Below are 18121 nucleotides of genomic sequence, written 5' to 3'. Positions count from 1 at the left end.
GCCGGCTCTAAGAACTAACCGCGTAATTCGCGGCGTAGTATCTTGCCTACATTCGTTTTGGGTAATTCCTTGCGGAATTCTACCAGTTTAGGCACTTTGTAGCCCGTTAAATGTTGCTTACAGTGCGCAATCACTTCTTGCTCGGTTAAAGAAGGATCTTTTTTCACGATAAACACTTTAACCACTTCACCCGCTACGTCGTTTGGAACACCCACTGCGGCCACTTCAAGTACTTTATCGTTCATGGCGACAACTTCTTCAATTTCATTAGGGAAGACGTTAAAGCCCGACACTAAAATCATGTCTTTTTTACGATCGACAATATAAAAGAAACCTTGCTCATCCATCCGGGCAATGTCACCAGTGTAAAGCCATTCCTCTTTGATGGTTTTAGCGGTTTCCTCTGGGCGGTTTAAATATCCCAGCATCACTTGTGGGCCACGCACTAACATTTCACCTGACTCACCTAGGGCAACATCGTTACCGTTATCATCAATTAAACGGATGTCTGTTGACGGTGCCGGTAAGCCAATGCTGCCGTTAAAGTCTTCTAAGTTCACCGGGCTTAAAGTAACCAGTGGGCAGCACTCCGTTAAACCGTAACCTTCCAATAAGCGACTCTTGGTGACTTTTTTCCAACGTTCAGCGACTGGCCGTTGCACCGCCATACCGCCACCCAGAGAGAGTTTTAGCGTACTAAAATCCAGTTTGTCAAAACCTGGCGTATTTAACAAACCATTAAACAAGGTGTTGACGCCCGTGATCGAGGTAAACGGAAATTTAGCGAGTTCTTTAACAAAGTTGGGCATATCACGTGGATTGGTGATCAGTAAATTGGTACCACCTAGCTTAAAGAACACAAAGAAATTCGCCGTTAACGCGAAGATGTGGTAAAGCGGTAACGCCGTGACAACATACTCTTTTCCTGCCACTAAAAAGTGATCTAAAAAGGCGCTGGCTTGCTCTAAATTTGCCACCATATTGCGATGGGTTAACATGGCGCCTTTTGATACGCCGGTAGTCCCGCCAGTATACTGCAAAAAGGCAATATCTTCACCGCTGATGTTCGGTTTTTGCCATTGCAGCCTAGCACCTTCTTTCAGCACTTGTTTAAAGGGAATGGCTTTACGCAGTTGATAGGCGGGCACCAACTTTTTCACGTGTTTCACAACAAAGTTAACGACCGAACCTTTGACACTACCTAACATATCACCCATCTTGGTTAAGATGACATGTTCAACTTGTAATTGTTTTTCTACCGCCATCAGCGTGTGCGCAAAGTTATCGACGATAACAATGGCTTTGGCTTTAGAGTCTGACAGCTGATGTTGTAATTCCCGAGGCGTATAAAGGGGGTTTACGTTGACTACGGTACAACCGGCACGCAAGATTCCCATTAACGCCACTGGGTATTGTAAAAGGTTAGGCATCATAATCGCGACAGCGTCGCCTTTAACCAAACCCAAGGTATTTTGCAAGTACGCGGCAAAGGCTTGGCTTTGCTGATCTAACTCACGATAAGTAAGACTCTTACCCATATTGATAAAAGCGTCTTTATCGGCGTAAGTTTCAATACTACGGCTAAAAATGTCGTTTAATGACGAATAATGATCGGGATCAATTGTTGCCGGCACACCTTCAGGATAACTCTCTAACCAGACTCTATCCACCGTCTACTCCTTTTTTGAAGTTTTTCTATCTGGTCGCTGTCAGGCGTCTATGCTGTATTCTGACAAAACCATTTATCGTTATAGTTGTGTTGATGTTTATACAGTAATTACTGCTGCCATCTAAATGCTGAGTTTTTACTCTAGGTTAATCATCCCATAAATGTTTGCAGCAGACAATCAATCTACGCTGTCGACGTCTTGTGGTTTAATAAATTTCAGCGTCATCCGATCACTTTCGCCAATATTTTGGTAAAAATCGCGATCCTCTTGCCCTAGCGCCAATGTTGGCGGCAAGGTATAGACACCTTTCACATAATCTTTGGTATCTCTTGGGTTGGCATTAACTTCACTACGGTCAATTAAGTGAAAGCCAATGGCCTCGGCAACCGCAATTAAATAGGCTTCATCAGTGTAACCTTCTACAGCATAACTGGTCAGCTCGGTGACTTTGGCAGCGCGGTGTTCCACCATACCTAAGATACCGCCGGGTTTGAGTACCCGAAACATATTTTCTAACGTTGCTCGCAAATGTCCTGCCTGATCCCAAATATGTACATTGCGAAAGCTCAATACCATATCAAATTGGTCAGCGGCTAGTTGCGGAATAAAGTTGGGGGGATCTAACGCGACGCGAGATACTTGGCCAAAAGTGGCCTCTTGCTGCAATATGCGCTGCTCTAATCGGTTGGTCAGTCGAGACCAGAACACACTTTTTTCACCCGCATTATTACTACCATCTAAACGAAAATGCGCAATCGTCAGTTGCCCTTCATCTTTTAAAAACGGCGCCAAAATTTCGGTATACCAGCCTCGTACTGGCCAAATTTCCAAAACGGACATTTGCGGCTCAATACCAAAAAACATTAAGGTCTCAACTGGATTGCGGTATTGGTTGCGCTGCAAGTGAGCCTTTCCACGCGAACGACTCTCAGACAATTCGGTCAAACGCTGCTGCCACTCGGTGGCATTATTAGCAATGCTCGGCGTAGGCATTAACGCCAGTAATAAACCTAAAGACACTATGCTTGTTGTTATTTTTTTCATAGTAAAACCTTGTTACATAACATTATTAAGATGCGAACTCTGCATAAGCCACTGCGATCAAACAATTCGCTTTAAGATAACGCCCTATTTGCCCAAAAGTCCAGCAAAAGCACCCTGTATACCGGTATCATTTTTTGGCAACTCTACCGCAAGCGTCTTGGCGTTGTCATATTCATACTTTAAACTGCCAGTCACTCTAGATTGTCTGAACACTCAAGGTCTCTGATGCGCGCATTATTATTGTTACCCGTAATCGCTTTTGCCTCCACAGCTGCTAGCGCAGCGCCAAAAAATATCATTTACATGATAGGTGATGGTATGGGCCCCGCTTACTTAACGGCCTATCGTTATTATCAACACGAGGGGGAACATCCTGTCGCTAACACTATATTTGATGATTTACTTAAGGGTACCGCTAGCACCTCCCCTGACGACGACACCCTGGTTACTGACTCTGCCGCAGCTGCTACGGCTCTGGCCACTGGCGTAAAAAGCTATAACGGCGCTATATCAGTCAATCGCCAACACATACCCATTGGCACTATGATGCAACTGGCAAAACATCAAGGTAAAGCGAATGGTGTGGTCGCAAGTTCTCAGGTTAACCATGCCACTCCCGCGTCCTTTTTAGCCCACAATATCAGTCGGCAAAATTACAATCAGATTGCAGATATGTACTTTGACTACCGGATCAACGGCAAGCCGGTCGCTGATGTAATCTTAGGCGGTGGCACTCAGTTTTTTATCCGTGAAGATCGGCATCTGGTTAATGAATTTAAAAACGAAGGTTATCAGTACATCGATAATTGGCAGCAACTTGATTCGCTGACTCGCGCACCGGCACTGGCACTGATGGCTGACGTTGCGTTACCTGCTGCACTTAATGCGACTGAACCGAGACAACTAGAGACACTGACCAGCAAAGCTCTACAATTGTTGAGCCCTGCTGAAAAAGGTTTTATGTTGATGGTAGAAGGCAGTCAGATTGACTGGTGTGGCCACGATAACGACATCGCGTGTGCCATGGCTGAAATGGATGATTTTGCCAACGCTATCGCGGTTGCTAAAGCCTATGTCGATGCCAATCCTGATACCTTATTAATTATTACTGCTGATCACGAAACCGGTGGCATGTCTTTAGGGGCGGCAGGCAAGTATTTATGGTTACCAGAGGTCATTAAAGGGGTATCAGCTACGGGGCGTAAAATAGCAGATGAGCTTAACGCTGCCCCAGATGACAACACCGCGCTAGCACGCTGGCTAGCTCTTACCAAGATCCAACTAACCAAAGAAGAACAGCAACAATTGTTAGCTGCTCGGGGCAAAGAGCAAAAAGCCTTACGCGAAGTGGCGGTTAAACTTGTGGCTCAATATTCTTACACCGGTTGGACAACAGGCGCCCATACCGCGGTGGATGTCCCCGTCATGGCTTATGGTAAAAACAGTGAAGATTTCCACGGCTTTATGGACAATACCGATATTGCTAAGCAATTAATCAAGTATATCAGTAGCCATTAAGCCTTTGCGGGCTTAAAAACGCCTAGTGTTTATTTTTGCCGGATAGTTAAGTGATTCTGAGACAACACTTAACTATCTAGTATTAACTTGCGCTTTGTTGTTTATTCACTACCTAGACCGGTTAATTGCTCGCGTAACTTTGGGGCGCTGGTATCGTTGTGTAGCCATATATTAAAAAACGCGGGACCAAAAATGTTATCTTCAACCACCCCAGTTTTAGTGCCATTAAAATAAAATTCGACACTCGAATCCGCTAACAGCACTGCCGCTAAACGATCACCCTCTTTTACATCACGCCACAAAGTCTTTAATTGTTCAGCCCAGTCAGCTTGTTGCTCAGGTGTGCTTTGTTTCAGCTTTTTCCACTCATCAACTGTTGCCTCGATGAACTGATCACGGCTAATCTTGCGTTTATAAGTTAACTCTAACAATAACGGCGAGCTTTGCTGGTAATCGACATAACGGCCATCGCGGGTCGCTAAACGTGCATCGTATAACTGCCAAAATAAATAACGGTAACTTCCTTGGCCAACGGTCTCAAGTTGCGGAACCGCGAACAACGGGAATGACACACCCAGTGCTAAAACAATACCCAATAACTTACGCATAGCCCCTCCAAATAACTTGCCAAAAGCAGCATTGTGATGCCGCCGACGATAATGTTTAGACTATTTCTGAGCGGAACCGTTCAACTCTTGCGCTGTGCTGGTCTCTAACAAGCTTGGGATCTTACCGAAAATCACACCTAATAAGCCCCAGACTAAACATAAAACGATGTAAGAAGTCACGCCTGATGGGAAGCTCATGACACCGTCACTTAATGCCGCACCGCCAATATAAGACAGCGGCCCACCGGTTGCGCCCAAGGAAAAGCCCAGCCAAGGTTTTGTTAAGAAACGACTCATCACTTCAACCAGTGCTAACGCAAATATGGCCCACAACAAAATAAACCACAGCGGTAACCAAGCCAATTGCGCAAAGCTTAAGATCCCGGTTGCGACTAATAACGAGTCAACACTGATACCTAAAATGGCAGCCGCCAATACCAAATAACGCGCCTTCATTGACGGCAGTTGCCAAAGACCATAAAGCAAATAAGCTAAAACCGGCCAAAAAGCCAATTGCTGAAAATAGACCAGTAAAAACCAACTTAACTCAAAGCCAATTAAGACTCGCCAATTTAATTTAACCTTAACGCTGCTCATGATTGCTTCATCTTGGCTGCCAACTTACAGCGTAAACCGTAAGGCAACACACTCAGCGTTTTTAATAAATAGGCTAAGCGTCTTGGAAAACGCAGCCGTAACTTTCCCGCTTCGATGCCATCAAAAATACGTTTAGCTGCGGCGGCCACAGGCATTAAGAAAGGCATCTGAAAATCATTTTTTTGCGTTAATGGCGTATCAATAAAGCCGGGTTCAATCAAACAAATATGGATGCCGCTATCAGATAAATCGACGCGTAAACTATCAACAAAATAGCTGACCGCAGCTTTACTGGCACCGTAGGCTTCTGAACGAGTAAAAGGAAAAAAATGTGCCATTGAACTAACAATCGCTAAAGTATTGCCGGCTTTTAAGCGTGGTAATAACAGCTTAGTACTGCTAACAACAGCCTGAAAATTAATGGCAAAAGTTCGTGCAAACGCATCTAAATCGAGATCATTAGCCTCGACATATTCGCAATTCCCGGCATTTAACAGCACCACATCAAAATGAAGTGCTGCCGGTAAACTGGCTTGCCATTCTTGCATTGCTGCATAATCTGTTAAATCTAAGCTGACAGGGATAATTTTTTCAGGATGTTCAGCAGCCAGTGCCGCTAACTTATCTTCTGAGCGAGCCACCGCGTAAACCGTCCAGCCCTGCTGTGCATAATAGCTTGCGGTTTCGCGCCCGATACCTGAGCTAGCACCGGTAATAAGAATTGTTGCAGACATATTCACTCCTGTTATGTCGCTGGACTCACTTACACGGAAGCCTCTATAAGCAAGGCGTAATAAATAGCCAGTGAGCAAGAAAGATATAGTTTATACGTAAAGGAATTAGAACAGTTCAGTGTGGCAATAGAAGGGATAAGCGAAGCGAAAAAATTAAAGCAAACAATTAACAGCCATTAAGCGTATAAATCAACACCTAGCATGGCTTGAACTTCGCTGCGGCGTTGTTCGTTTTGCAAACTTTGATACGCAGCAACCGCGCGTTCGTTGCGTTGTTCCGTGTTATCGCGAAAAGATTGGCGGTTAGTTTGCGCTTCCCGCTCGCTATCTAATCGCTCCACCGCATCACGCTCAAAACGAATACCCGCCGTTTCTTTAACCACACTCTCCCGCTCTGGCTGCACCGTACGACTCGGCTGTGGCCGATTCGTTGCCGGATTTAGCAAGCTACTAGGATTAATGTTGTTACTGGCGTTGATGCTCATGCAAGATCTTAGCTATTGGACAGTGCTCTAATTATAGACAAGTAATCAACCAACAAGCCAGTAACTTTTGCAAACAGTGATATTAATATGCATTTGCAAGCTAGCGTCTTCAAGCTAACGTCTCTGAGTATGGTCAGACCTGTACCGGAGTACGGTCTGACCAGTCTCAGAGTGTGGTCGAACCTGTCTCAGAGTGCGGTCTGACCAGTCTCTGGTAATGTGAGTGTGGTTAGGGGTTAACGGCCGGGCAGTTTTTGCCAAGTGACTTCGTCTCGCACATAAACCGGTTCGGCCTGCTCTGCTGCAACAAAGTGGCCCTGTTGCCATGCCTGAGCAGCAAAAGGCAGCATGTATTGTGCTGAGGGATATAAAATATCTTTGGCCACGCTGGCTGAAAGTATGCCTTGCAGCTGGCTCTGATAGGTTTGCCAGCCGGTGCCGACGGCCATTACTTCAGTGTCAAAATTTAAAGCGGTTATCGCTGCGGGTAAGGCGCTAGGCTTTGCCGCCACTTCAGCGCTAATCGCCTGCATCAAACCCTGCTCATCACGAGCATAGACAGCCAAATAGACCTCGGCCATCCGCGCATCAATTGCAGCAATAACGTGTTGAGCATTTTTTAACTGCGCAGCAGCTTGTGCCATCGCCGCCAAAGTCGAAACGCCATATACCGGTACATCGACGCCAAAGGCTAAACCTTGTGCGACCGACACGCCAATCCTTACGCCAGTAAAACTCCCAGGGCCACGACCAAATACGATACCATTTAGCTGATTCAGGTTAACACCGGCCTCAGCCAATAATTGCTGCACCATAGGTAGAATACGTTTGCTGTGTTGTTGCGGGCATACTTCGTCTAGGGTCAGTATTTTGCCATTGTGACTTAACGCGACGGAACACGCTTCGGTAGAAGTATCTAACGCTAAAAAATTCATGAGTTTCCTTGTTGCTGCTCTTTTAAACCTTGCATCTCTTTTAAAAACTGACTGGCCGCGCCGAGATCACGCGTTCGCCGCATCGGTGGCAAGCTTTTTAAAAAGGTCGCCCCATAGGGTTTAGTCACCAACCGATTATCGCAAATCACCAGCACACCGCGATCGGTTACATCACGGATCAGTCGGCCGACCCCTTGTTTTAAGGTAATCACCGCTTGCGGTAATTGTACCTCAGCAAAAGGATCTTTACCGCGCATCGCACAATCTTCCACCCTCGCTTGTAACAACGGATCATCTGGCGAGGCAAAGGGTAGCTTGTCGATAATGACACAACTTAAGGTATCACCACGTACATCAACGCCTTCCCAAAAACTGCCGGTACCCAGCAGCACCGCATTTTCTAATTTAACAAATTGTTCTAACAATAAACGTTTACCGGTAGAGCCTTGAATAAGCACCGGCTGGCGAATTTGTTCAGGTAAGGCTTTCGCCATCATCTGTAACATACGATGGCTGGTAAATAAGAAAAAACAACGCCCGTTATTAGCGGTAATTAGCTCAATTGCCATAGTTAATAAAGCATGCATCATTGCAGGCTCGTGCGGCTCTGGCATAAATCGCGGCACACAGAGCAGCGCTTGTTGCGCATAATCAAACGGGCTTTCGAGTAACAGGGTATCTGCCCCCGTCAAGCCCATTTGTTGTTGATAATGGGCAAAGCCTTCATCTACCGATAGCGTGGCTGACGTAAAAATCCAGCTGCGCTGCTCAGCAAACACTAGCTTGTTAAATTTATCGGCAATACTCAGTGGCGTTAAATGCAAACCAACATGCAATTTGCTGGTTTCGAACCAAAGACTCACCCCCGTTTGTTCAACCTGCAGCAATTTTTGCAGTTGGCTTTTAAGCTGTGCTAAACGCTCGTAGCAATTATCCAAGGTTTGGCTGCGGCCTAAGCTACTTTTAACAATCTGGTACAACATATCTAGCGCATCGTTTATGCGGGTGATCGCCGTTTGCATAGCAGGGTTTTGATAAGCTTGCCGCCAATTGCCACGCGCGGGATCTGTGGCAAATTGCAGCCGCCAATCGCGAGTCAGGCTGGCCACTTTATCTGCAGCCTTGCTTAGCTGAATGACATCTTTTAGCTCTGCCTTACCGACTAACTCAATGTCTTTACACAGATCTTGTAAAATACGGCTAGAGAAATGTTCGCCAAAATACTCACTGGCGATATCAGGGATCTGATGCGCTTCATCAAAGATCACCACTTCCATTTCTGGCAACAACTCACCAAAGCCAGTATCTTTTAAGGCTAAGTCAGCAAAAAATAAGTGATGATTCACTACCACTAAATCGGCGGCCTGTGCCTCTTTGCGCGCTTTTAATAAGTGGCACTCTTCATAAACGGGGCAGTCTTTACCCAAGCAGTTATCGGTAGTACTGGTTACATAGGGTAAGGCTTTGGAGTCTTCGGCAATATAGGTTAATTCGCCGATGTCACCGCTGTGCGTCTCCGCAGACCATTTTTTGATTAAGCTTAAATCGGCGATCAGTTGCGGATCAGCTACCGGAATATGCTGATAATGCTGCTCTAAACGAAACAAACACAGGTAATTTGAGCGGCCTTTAAGTAAAGCCGTTTTAACCGGTAACGCTAACGCTTGAAGTACGGTTGGCAGATCACGAAAGTACAATTGCTCTTGCAGGTTTTTCGTTCCGGTTGATAACACCACTTTTTTACCAGACAGTAACGCAGGCACTAAATACGCATAGGTTTTACCGGTACCCGTCCCGGCTTCTACCACCAAGGCACCGTCTTTTTGAATGGTTTGTTCAACAGCGGTTGCCATTTCCAGTTGCGCGGCGCGAGGTTTAAAGCCTGCAATATGCTGCGCGAGTATACCGTTTTCAGCAAAGGCTTTGGCAGATTTAACGGCCATAGGTTATCCAGATGAAAACGGGCAAATTGCAATAGCTCACTGGCACTCCACAAAGGCTTGATTAGCTTAAACGCAGGCTTTGAAACGCTAACGTATTCGCTGCATAAGATGTATTGCTGGCTATTATGCCTTGTTCAGCTAAAAAATCAGACAAAAATATCTAAATGCCCGTCTTTATCAACATGCTGATCTTCTTCGGGAGTGGTGTAAGGGGCGGCAGGATAATCATCAGCGAGGCCGGTTTTATAACCAAAACGACGTAAAATAAGGTACTTTTGCTCTTCGCGCTTGAGGGGCTCAAGGCGTGCCTCTTTAAAAACAGGCAGCACCGTTTTCGGGTCCGGCTCAATCGGCGTTCCCGGAATACGTTGTATAAATGGCATAAAAGCATCCATTTTTGCCTCCTGTCCGTATCTCAAATGTTATTTGGGTTTTATATTATTATATCGGCGGAAAATCGCATCACTTTAATGCTAAGAGTGCAATGCATGCCTATACAACCTGACCACAATTTAAACAAATGGTTTAATTTTTAAAAACACGACTCTGCAACTGTTTAGCTTAAAAAAACGCAGCATCAGCTTATACTATTGATTTTAATGAGTTTACATTAAATTACCCGTTGGATTACTTGAAAAAAAGCGCTTGCGAAAAACAGTCTGCTGCAGTAACTTGTATAGCATAGCATTTTGGATAAATTTACAGCATGAATAGTTTAACAGTAACATTGCATCACCATCATATTACCTAGCCTTACCGCTTAGGTGGAGGGCTGTTGTCTGGGCCTCCGGTGCATCTTGTTACTCGCAACCCCGCAGGCCTAAGCCACGGGGTTTTTTGTTTTTAATTACAGTTTTTAATTTTCGGAGTGACCAATGAGTCCAGCCATTGAAAGTAAGCGTCTTCGCATCGGTATGCAAAAATCAGGTCGTCTGTCGATTGAATCACAAGCACTGCTAAGCAGCTGTGGTTTAAAAATTAATCTACGTGAACAACGCTTAATTGCTCACGTTGAAAATATGCCGATTGATATTTTACGGGTGCGAGATGATGACATCCCAGGCTTAGTAATGGATGGCGTCTGTGATCTAGGCATTATCGGCGAAAACGTATTAGAAGAAGTGTCACTGCAACGGCAAATCGACAACGAAAGCGCGGACTATGAAGTGCTAGCCCGCTTAGATTTCGGCGGTTGCCGCTTATCAATTGCCGTACCACAAGAAGAGCAATACCAAGGCGTTAGCAGCCTTGAAGGCAAAACCATTGCAACTACTTACCCACGTTTACTGACGCGCTATTTAAAACAGCAAGGCGTGAATGCCCGCGTAGTGATGTTAACCGGTTCAGTTGAAGTGGCACCTCGGGCCGGTTTAGCCGATGCGATTTGTGACCTCGTTTCTACCGGCGCGACTTTAGAAGCTAATGGTTTAAAAGAAGCCGAAGTGATCTACCGCAGTAAAGCCGTGCTGATCCAACGCAAAGGTTTAGCTGATGCTCAGCACCAGAAACTGATTGCTAAGTTAATGCCACGCATTCAAGGCGTGATGCAAGCCAACGAAAGCAAATACATCATGCTGCACGCCCCGCGCGCTAAGTTAGATGAAGTGATCGCGTTATTACCTGGTGCAGAAAATCCAACCTTACTGCCACTCGCCGGCAATAACGATATGGTGGCACTGCATGTGGTCAGCAGCGAAACGCTGTTCTGGGAAACCATGGAACAACTTAAAGTGTTGGGCGCCAGCTCAATCTTAGTATTACCTATTGAAAAGATGATGGAGTAATCGATGCAACGCTTTAACTGGAGTCAACTTGATCAAGCTGGCCAACAAGCGGCCTTGGCCAGACCGGCCCTGCCTGATTCAGCCAGCCTTGCACCCAAAGTACGCGAGATCATTGCGGCGGTGCGAGCAGAAGGTGATGCTGCCTTACGTCGTTTTAGTCAGCAATTTGATCAGCTTACCGATAACCCATTGGCGTTAAGTGCCAGCTTGCAGCAGCAGTTGTTAAGCCAATTACAACCTGAGCGTAAAGCCGCGATTGAATTAGCCTATGACAATATACGCAAGTTTCATGCGGCGCAATTACCGCGGGATATCGAAGTTGAAACCAGTATTGGCGTAATGTGTCAGCTAAAAAGTCGCCCGATTGGCAGTGTCGGCCTGTATATTCCTGGCGGTAGTGCGCCGTTACCTTCTACGGTGTTAATGCTGGGTGTCCCGGCGCAATTAGCCGGCTGCCCACGTGCAGTCTTGGTCACGCCACCGGGTAAACCCTTGGCGACCGATATTGCACCCGAGATTATTTATGCCGCTAACCTTTGTGGCATTACCGAAATTTATACCATTGGCGGGGCTCAAGCTGTGGCGGCGCTGGCTTACGGTACAGAGACGATTGCCAAAGTAGATAAAATTTTTGGACCAGGCAATCGCTATGTTACTGAAGCGAAACAGCAAGTAAGCCAAGATGCAAAAGGTGCGATGATTGATATGCCAGCCGGCCCGTCTGAGGTGCTCGTGCTGGCTGATGCTCAGGCTAACCCAGAGTTTGTCGCAGCAGACTTACTCTCGCAGGCTGAACATGGTCCTGATTCACAGGTTATTTTAGTTAGCGATAGCGCAAGTTTGCTGGATGCTGTAGAGCAAGCCCTCAGCGTGCAATTAGTCGCCCTTCCGCGCCGTGATATTGCTGCGCAAGCGCTTGCGCATAGTCGAGCCATCTTAACAGCCGACTTAGACAACGCCATTAGCGTGACCAATGCCTATGCACCAGAGCACTTAATTGTGCAAACGGAGCAAGCCGAGCTACTCACTGAGCGCTTTACCAGCGCAGCCAGTATTTTTGTTGGCGCTTGGACGCCCGAATCCGCTGGGGATTACGCCAGTGGCACTAACCATGTATTACCGACTTATGGCTACAGTCGCACCGTCTCAAGCTTGTCGATGACCGATTTTTACCGCCGCTTTACCGTGCAGCAATTATCTGCCACTGGGATGCGAAATATTGGCCCCGCCATTGTCACCCTGGCTGAAGCCGAAAGTTTAGAAGCGCACGCCAATGCGGTACGGTTACGCTTGGCCAGTTTATTAAAGGAGACTGAAAATGTCTAAGGTACACCCGCTGGCCCGTGATGCCGTAAAAGCTATCGTGCCTTATGCTTCTGCCCGCAGCTCGATGAGTGGCGGTGCGGTGTGGCTTAATGCCAATGAAAACGCGCTAGCGCCAGCTTATCAGTTAGATGGCACCTTTAATCGCTATCCGTCTTGTCAGCCCAAAGCCGTGATTGATGGCTACGCCGCTTATGCAGGATTAGCTGCCGAGCAAGTATTGGTAAGCCGTGGCGCAGATGAAGGCATTGAGCTGCTGATCCGAAGCTTCTGCGAGCCAAAGCAAGATAGCATTACAATTTGCCCACCGACCTATGGCATGTATGCCATTAGTGCCGAGAGCAATCAAACGTCGGTGAATAAAGTACTGTTAAAAAATAATGAGCGTTTAGATTTACCCGGCATTTTCGCTACCTCGCCAAAGCTTGTGTTTATTTGTAGCCCCAATAACCCAACCGGAGATCTCATTCCGCGCGAAGATATTATCGCCGTGTTAGAGCACTTTAAAGATCAAGCCTTAGTGGTGGTCGATGAAGCCTACATTGAATTTGCACCAGAGGCGTCTGTGGTGTCGCTACTGAGCCGTTATCCGCACTTGGTGATCTTGCGCACGCTATCTAAAGCCTTTGGTTTAGCGGGTTTACGTTGTGGTTTTACGTTGGCTGCACCTGAAATTATCAACGCCCTGAAAAAAATGATTGCGCCCTACCCGATTGCCGAGCCGGTGGCACAAATTGCTGCGCAAGCCCTATCGCCCACTGGTATCGCGCAAATGCAACAGAGCGTAGCCACCATTAACGCTTTACGTGATGACTTTATCACGCTTGCCGCAAGCTTACCGGGCATTAATAAAGTCTGGCCAAGCAATGCTAACTATGTGCTGTTGCAAGTAAGCGATGCCGCAGCCTGTGTTAATGCGCTGATTGCAGAGGATATCTTGATCCGCAACCAATCTAGCCAACTGGGTTTATCGCAGGTAGTACGGGTATCCATTGGCAGCCCTGCAGAAATGCAGCGCTTAGCCGGCGCAATGCAACGTTATTTCCAACCTAATCAGAGAGAAACCGCATGAGTGGCCAACCTATTTTATTTATCGATCGTGACGGCACCATGGTAGAAGAGCCGCCAATAGACAAGCAGCTCGATAGCCTTGAAAAATTGGCCTACGAGCCAGGCTTAGTGCCGGCGCTATTAAAACTGCAAGCGGCGGGTTATCGCTTAGTGATGGTGACCAATCAAGATGGTTTAGGCACCGACAGCTTTCCGCGCGATACCTTTGATGCGCCCCATGACAAAATGATGCAACTGTTAACCTCGCAAGGTATTCAGTTTGATGATGTGCTGATTTGCCCACATTTTGAGCGTGATAACTGCAGTTGCCGCAAACCGAAATTGGGTTTAGTCAAAGACTACCTGCAACAAGGTAAAATCGATTTTACCAATTCTTATGTGATTGGCGATCGGCTAACCGACGTGCAATTGGCTGAAAACATGGGCTTACCGGCTTTTCAGTATCAACGTGACAGCTTAGGCTGGGCTGAAATCACCAAACGTTTATTAAGCCGTGGCCGCAGCGCGACCGTGGTGCGTACCACCCGCGAAACCGATATTAAAGTGACGGTCGATTTAGATAGCAGTGGTAATAACCTGTTCAACACGGGCGTTGGCTTTTTTGATCATATGTTAGAGCAAATAGCTACCCACGGCGGCTTCTCATTGCAAGTGGAGGTGAAAGGCGATTTACATATTGACGATCACCACAGTGTCGAAGATACCGCCCTCGCCTTAGGCCAAGCCTTAAAACAAGCGCTGGGTAACAAGCGGGGTATCAACCGCTTTGGTTTTGTGCTGCCGATGGACGAGTGCCGCGCCGAGTGCATTTTAGATTTATCGGGTCGGCCGCTGTTTGTGTTTAACGGCGAGCTAGGCGAAGGTGCGGTGGGCGGTTTAACGCTGGAGATGGTGCCACACTTTTTCCGCTCAATAAGCGATGCCATGTTGATGTCTTTGCACTTGAGCATTACCGAAGGTAATAAGCACCATAAAGTAGAAGGCTTATTTAAAGCCTTTGGCCGGGCGCTACGCCAAGCCATCACCGTATCGGGTGAAGCCTTACCAAGCTCAAAAGGAGTGTTGTAATGAGTTTGGTGATTGTTGATACCGGCTGTGCCAACATCAGCTCAGTGTATTTTGCGGTAAAACGCTTAGGCGTTGAGCCTGTAATAAGCCGTAATGCCGCGGTGATCCGTGATGCCTCGCGGGTGATCTTACCGGGCGTTGGTACCGCAAAAGCGGCCATGCATAATTTAGCCGAGCGCGAGCTTATAGGTACCTTACAAAGCCTAACGCAGCCGATGCTGGGTATTTGTTTGGGCATGCAAATGCTCACCGCCCACAGTATGGAAGGTGATGTAGCCTGTTTAGGATTAATTCCAGGCGAAGTGGCACCGCTTAATGCCGCTGGCCTGCGCTTACCGCATATGGGTTGGAATACCTTGCACCAGATCAGTAAGCACCCCATTTTGGCAGGCTTTACTGAACAAGATTATCTGTATTTTGTGCACAGCTTTGCAGTGGTGCCGAGCGAATATAGCTTAGCACAATGCCACTATGGCTCTGACTTTGCCGCGGTTATTGGCAAAGATAATGTGGTCGGTGCGCAATTTCACCCTGAGCGCTCAGGTAAAGTGGGCGCGCGATTATTACAAAACTTTCTGGAGTGGCAGTTGTGATTATTCCGGCGATAGATTTAATTGACGGCACAGTCGTGCGTCTATACCAAGGCGCTTACGATAAAACCACCGAGTACACTTTCAGCCCCTTTACGCTTCGCGATAGCTATGCCAAAGCCGGTTCCCCGCTACTGCATGTGGTTGACCTCTCGGGTGCCAAAGATGCCAGCAAGCGGCAAATTGCCCTGTTAACCAAGCTAATGACCGACTCGCCATTGCAAATTCAAGTCGGTGGTGGTGTGCGCAGCGAGCAAGATGTGATGGATTTACTCGCCGCCGGTGCTAGCCGCGTGGTGATTGGTAGCTTAGCAATTCGGGAGCCTGAGTTGGTTCAAGGCTGGATCCGCAAATACGGCGGTGAGCGCATTGTGTTAGCCTTAGATGTGGCCATTAATGCCCAAGGCGAAAAAACCTTACCCAGCCACGGTTGGATTGAAGAGTCTGGCGTAACACTAGAGCAAGTGTTAGACGGTTATATTACCGCCGGTGCCAAGCATGTACTGTGTACCGATATCAGTAAAGATGGCACCTTAACTGGCGCTAATGTGGCGTTATACCGTGAGCTAAGCAGTAAATACCCAACGCTGGCTTGGCAAGCGTCTGGCGGCATCGGTTCATTAGCCGATATCCAAGCGTTAATCGGCTCGGGTGTTGCGGGGGTGATCTTAGGTCGCTCGCTGTTAGAAGGTAAATTTACGCTTGAGGAGGCCATTGCATGCTGGCAAAACGCTTAATTCCTTGTTTGGATGTGCGCGATGGCAAGGTAGTCAAGGGCGTACAGTTTCGTAACCATGAAATTATTGGTGATATAGTGCCATTGGCCCAGCGCTATGCTGAAGCCGGCGCAGATGAATTAGTCTTTTACGATATCACGGCGTCCAGTGATGGCCGGGTGGTTGATAAGAGCTGGGTGCGCCGCATTGCTGAGGTAATAGATATTCCCTTTTGTGTGGCCGGTGGCATTAAATCGGTGGCAGATGCCGGCAAAATTTTGGAGATGGGCGCAGATAAAGTGTCGATTAACAGCCCAGCCCTTTCTAACCCGCAGTTAATTGCCGAGCTTAACCAAACCTATGGACAGCAGTGTGTGGTCATTGGGATTGATAGCTTTTTTGATGTGGCGTCGGGCCAATATCAAGTATATCAATTTACCGGCGATGAGAGCCGCACCCAAAAAACACAGTGGTTAACTCGCGACTGGGTGACTGAGGTGCAGCGCTTGGGTGCCGGTGAGATTGTGCTGAACTGCATGAATCAGGATGGGGTGCGGCAAGGTTACGATTTGGCGCAGCTGAAAACCATTCGGGATCTGTGCAAGGTGCCGTTGATCGCCAGTGGTGGTGCCGGTGCAATGCAGCATTTTACCGAAGTGTTTCAACAAGCCGATGTGGATGGGGCCTTAGCGGCCAGTGTCTTCCACAAGGGTATTATTCAGATCAGCGAGCTAAAAGCGAAGTTACTGGCCGATGGTATTAGTATACGGCCTTAAAAGGAAAGCCATAAAACCCACGCAAGCACCACGTACATTTTTTCTGTGACACGCCGTGAAGCTTTCTCGGGGCTAGATTGTGAATATCATTCATGATATTCGCCCATTTGGACAGCAAGGCTGGCCCAAAAGGCAAACTTTTGGATTGAAGTTTGCCACACTACGGGAAAGTATTTACGGCGTCTTTGCGTGCTGTATTCATATGAAACGGACTAGAGATAACGCTAATAGACGTATCGCTCTTGCATAGCTCAGGGCTTTTTCTGAGCTGAGGAGCGAAACACTGATACTGCTAAGCAAAGCGTCTTTGGCATGGATGCCAAAGAGGAGCCTACAGGGAAGTATTCACGGCGGCTTTGCGTGCAGTATCAGTGTGAAGCGTGGAAGTGTTTACAGCGGTTTTGCGCACAATGACCATGTGAAGCGTACTAGAAATAACGCTAATGCTACATGGCAAAATACACATTCGAACGTGAGAATTACATGATGAACCAACAACAGATTGAACAACTGAGCTGGCCTGAAAATCAGTTACTGCCCGCCATAGTGCAGCATGCCATCTCGGGTAAAGTGCTGATGCAAGGGTATATGAATCCAGTAGCACTGTCTCACACCCTTGCAAGCAACACGGTTACCTTTTTCAGTCGCAGTAAACAGCGGTTGTGGACCAAAGGTGAAAGCTCAGGTAACACCCTAAGCCTGGTCAGCATTGACAAAGACTGCGATGCCGACAGCTTACTAATTATGGCGCTGCCGGCAGGCCCTACTTGCCACGAAGGCACCGAAACCTGCTGGCATGATAATAACGCCAACAGCCCACAACTGAGCTTTTTGTATGACTTAGAGCAAGTGATTGCCAGCCGCGAAGGTGCCGATCCGAAAAGCAGCTATACCGCCAGTTTATTTGCCCGTGGCGTAAAACGCATTGCGCAAAAAGTGGGGGAAGAAGGTGTAGAGTCAGCCCTTGCGGCCATGGCAGGTGATAAAGAAGAGCTGGCAAACGAAGCAGCAGATTTAATCTTCCACCTACTTGTTTTGCTGCGCAGTCAAAAATTAGCACTTAATGATGTCATTAAAGTGCTACAAGATCGTCATAAATAACAATACGCTAGCGATTTTACTGGGCTGAAAACGTTTTATACTGCGCGATTCAGCCTTTCTCATGACAACGTTCGTGCAAAATATATGCTATTCTTAACAGTGACGTTTTGGCTTAAAGACCATGGGTAGCTGGACGTTGGGGTGATTTAGCGCTTGCT

General features: G+C 47.2%; 18 protein-coding genes. 9 read left to right on the top strand and 9 right to left on the bottom strand.

Annotated features, from left to right (window positions below; genetic code table 11):
- Positions 1-14: 14 nt before the first annotated feature.
- Positions 15-1670 (bottom strand): long-chain-fatty-acid--CoA ligase FadD, encoded by a 1656-nt coding sequence (gene fadD, locus JAO78_RS03145; protein ID WP_226749886.1) that lies wholly within the window; start codon positions 1668-1670, stop codon positions 15-17.
- A gap of 177 nt (positions 1671-1847) precedes the next feature.
- Positions 1848-2714 carry a class I SAM-dependent methyltransferase gene (locus JAO78_RS03140; RefSeq protein ID WP_226749885.1) on the bottom strand — a complete coding sequence of 289 codons (867 nt, stop codon included), beginning with the start codon at positions 2712-2714 and terminating at the stop codon, positions 1848-1850.
- A gap of 225 nt (positions 2715-2939) precedes the next feature.
- Between JAO78_RS03140 and JAO78_RS03135 the strand changes: the two genes are divergently transcribed.
- A complete protein-coding gene (locus JAO78_RS03135; protein WP_226749884.1) occupies positions 2940-4232 on the top strand; it encodes an alkaline phosphatase in 1293 nt (430 codons plus the stop codon).
- Positions 4233-4333: 101 nt separating this feature from the next.
- On the opposite strand, the gene JAO78_RS03130 is transcribed toward JAO78_RS03135, so the two are convergent.
- The 7 genes from JAO78_RS03130 to JAO78_RS03100 all read right to left on the bottom strand — a co-directional run bounded on the left by JAO78_RS03130 (position 4334) and on the right by JAO78_RS03100 (position 9929).
- Positions 4334-4840 (bottom strand): chalcone isomerase family protein, encoded by a 507-nt coding sequence (locus tag JAO78_RS03130; protein ID WP_226749883.1) that lies wholly within the window; start codon positions 4838-4840, stop codon positions 4334-4336.
- A gap of 60 nt (positions 4841-4900) precedes the next feature.
- Positions 4901-5437 (bottom strand): DUF2878 domain-containing protein, encoded by a 537-nt coding sequence (locus tag JAO78_RS03125; protein ID WP_226749882.1) that lies wholly within the window; start codon positions 5435-5437, stop codon positions 4901-4903.
- Positions 5434-6171 (bottom strand): SDR family NAD(P)-dependent oxidoreductase, encoded by a 738-nt coding sequence (locus JAO78_RS03120; RefSeq protein WP_226749881.1) that lies wholly within the window; start codon positions 6169-6171, stop codon positions 5434-5436. Before JAO78_RS03120 ends, JAO78_RS03125 begins: the two co-directional genes overlap by 4 nt.
- 176 nt (positions 6172-6347) lie before the next feature.
- A complete protein-coding gene (locus JAO78_RS03115; protein WP_226749880.1) occupies positions 6348-6656 on the bottom strand; it encodes a hypothetical protein in 309 nt (102 codons plus the stop codon).
- 236 nt (positions 6657-6892) lie between these two features.
- Positions 6893-7591: a tRNA (adenosine(37)-N6)-threonylcarbamoyltransferase complex dimerization subunit type 1 TsaB gene (gene tsaB / locus JAO78_RS03110; RefSeq protein WP_226749879.1), complete on the bottom strand. Its 699-nt coding sequence runs from the start codon at positions 7589-7591 to the stop codon at positions 6893-6895.
- Complete coding sequence (gene yoaA, locus JAO78_RS03105) at positions 7588-9534, bottom strand: DNA repair helicase YoaA (protein ID WP_226749878.1); 1947 nt, start codon at positions 9532-9534, stop codon at positions 7588-7590. Before yoaA ends, tsaB begins: the two co-directional genes overlap by 4 nt.
- Before the next feature lie 146 nt (positions 9535-9680).
- The gene (locus tag JAO78_RS03100) at positions 9681-9929 is read right to left on the bottom strand and encodes a hypothetical protein (protein ID WP_226749877.1); all 249 of its coding nucleotides are present in this window, start codon (positions 9927-9929) and stop codon (positions 9681-9683) included.
- Between the two features lie 480 nt (positions 9930-10409).
- On the opposite strand from JAO78_RS03100, the gene hisG reads away from it, so the two are divergent.
- The 8 genes from hisG (at position 10410) to hisIE (ending at position 17963) form a co-directional block, all read left to right on the top strand.
- Positions 10410-11318 (top strand): ATP phosphoribosyltransferase, encoded by a 909-nt coding sequence (gene hisG, locus JAO78_RS03095; protein WP_226749876.1) that lies wholly within the window; start codon positions 10410-10412, stop codon positions 11316-11318.
- A gap of 3 nt (positions 11319-11321) precedes the next feature.
- A complete protein-coding gene (gene hisD / locus JAO78_RS03090; protein ID WP_226749875.1) occupies positions 11322-12644 on the top strand; it encodes a histidinol dehydrogenase in 1323 nt (440 codons plus the stop codon).
- The gene (gene hisC / locus JAO78_RS03085; protein WP_226749874.1) at positions 12637-13713 is read left to right on the top strand and encodes a histidinol-phosphate transaminase; all 1077 of its coding nucleotides are present in this window, start codon (positions 12637-12639) and stop codon (positions 13711-13713) included. The genes hisD and hisC overlap by 8 nt, the downstream gene beginning before the upstream one ends.
- Positions 13710-14780, top strand: coding sequence for a bifunctional histidinol-phosphatase/imidazoleglycerol-phosphate dehydratase HisB (hisB, locus tag JAO78_RS03080; RefSeq protein WP_226749873.1), 1071 nt, complete (start codon positions 13710-13712; stop codon positions 14778-14780). The genes hisC and hisB overlap by 4 nt, the downstream gene beginning before the upstream one ends.
- Positions 14780-15373, top strand: coding sequence for an imidazole glycerol phosphate synthase subunit HisH (gene hisH, locus JAO78_RS03075; RefSeq protein WP_226749872.1), 594 nt, complete (start codon positions 14780-14782; stop codon positions 15371-15373). The genes hisB and hisH overlap by 1 nt, the downstream gene beginning before the upstream one ends.
- Positions 15370-16107: a 1-(5-phosphoribosyl)-5-[(5-phosphoribosylamino)methylideneamino]imidazole-4-carboxamide isomerase gene (gene hisA, locus JAO78_RS03070; RefSeq protein ID WP_226749871.1), complete on the top strand. Its 738-nt coding sequence runs from the start codon at positions 15370-15372 to the stop codon at positions 16105-16107. The genes hisH and hisA overlap by 4 nt, the downstream gene beginning before the upstream one ends.
- On the top strand, positions 16089-16862 hold the full coding sequence (gene hisF, locus JAO78_RS03065; protein WP_226749870.1) for an imidazole glycerol phosphate synthase subunit HisF: 774 nt from the start codon (positions 16089-16091) through the stop codon (positions 16860-16862). The genes hisA and hisF overlap by 19 nt, the downstream gene beginning before the upstream one ends.
- A gap of 486 nt (positions 16863-17348) precedes the next feature.
- Positions 17349-17963, top strand: a complete 615-nt coding sequence (hisIE, locus tag JAO78_RS03060) for a bifunctional phosphoribosyl-AMP cyclohydrolase/phosphoribosyl-ATP diphosphatase HisIE (protein ID WP_226749966.1) — start codon at positions 17349-17351, stop codon at positions 17961-17963.
- The last annotated feature ends 158 nt before the right edge of the window (positions 17964-18121 follow it).

The sequence above is a fragment of the Alishewanella maricola genome, from assembly GCF_016343785.1.
Lineage (GTDB): Bacteria > Pseudomonadota > Gammaproteobacteria > Enterobacterales > Alteromonadaceae > Alishewanella > Alishewanella maricola.
The sequence above is the reverse complement of the archived record's forward strand: the minus strand, read 5'-3'. Positions and strand labels throughout refer to the sequence as shown.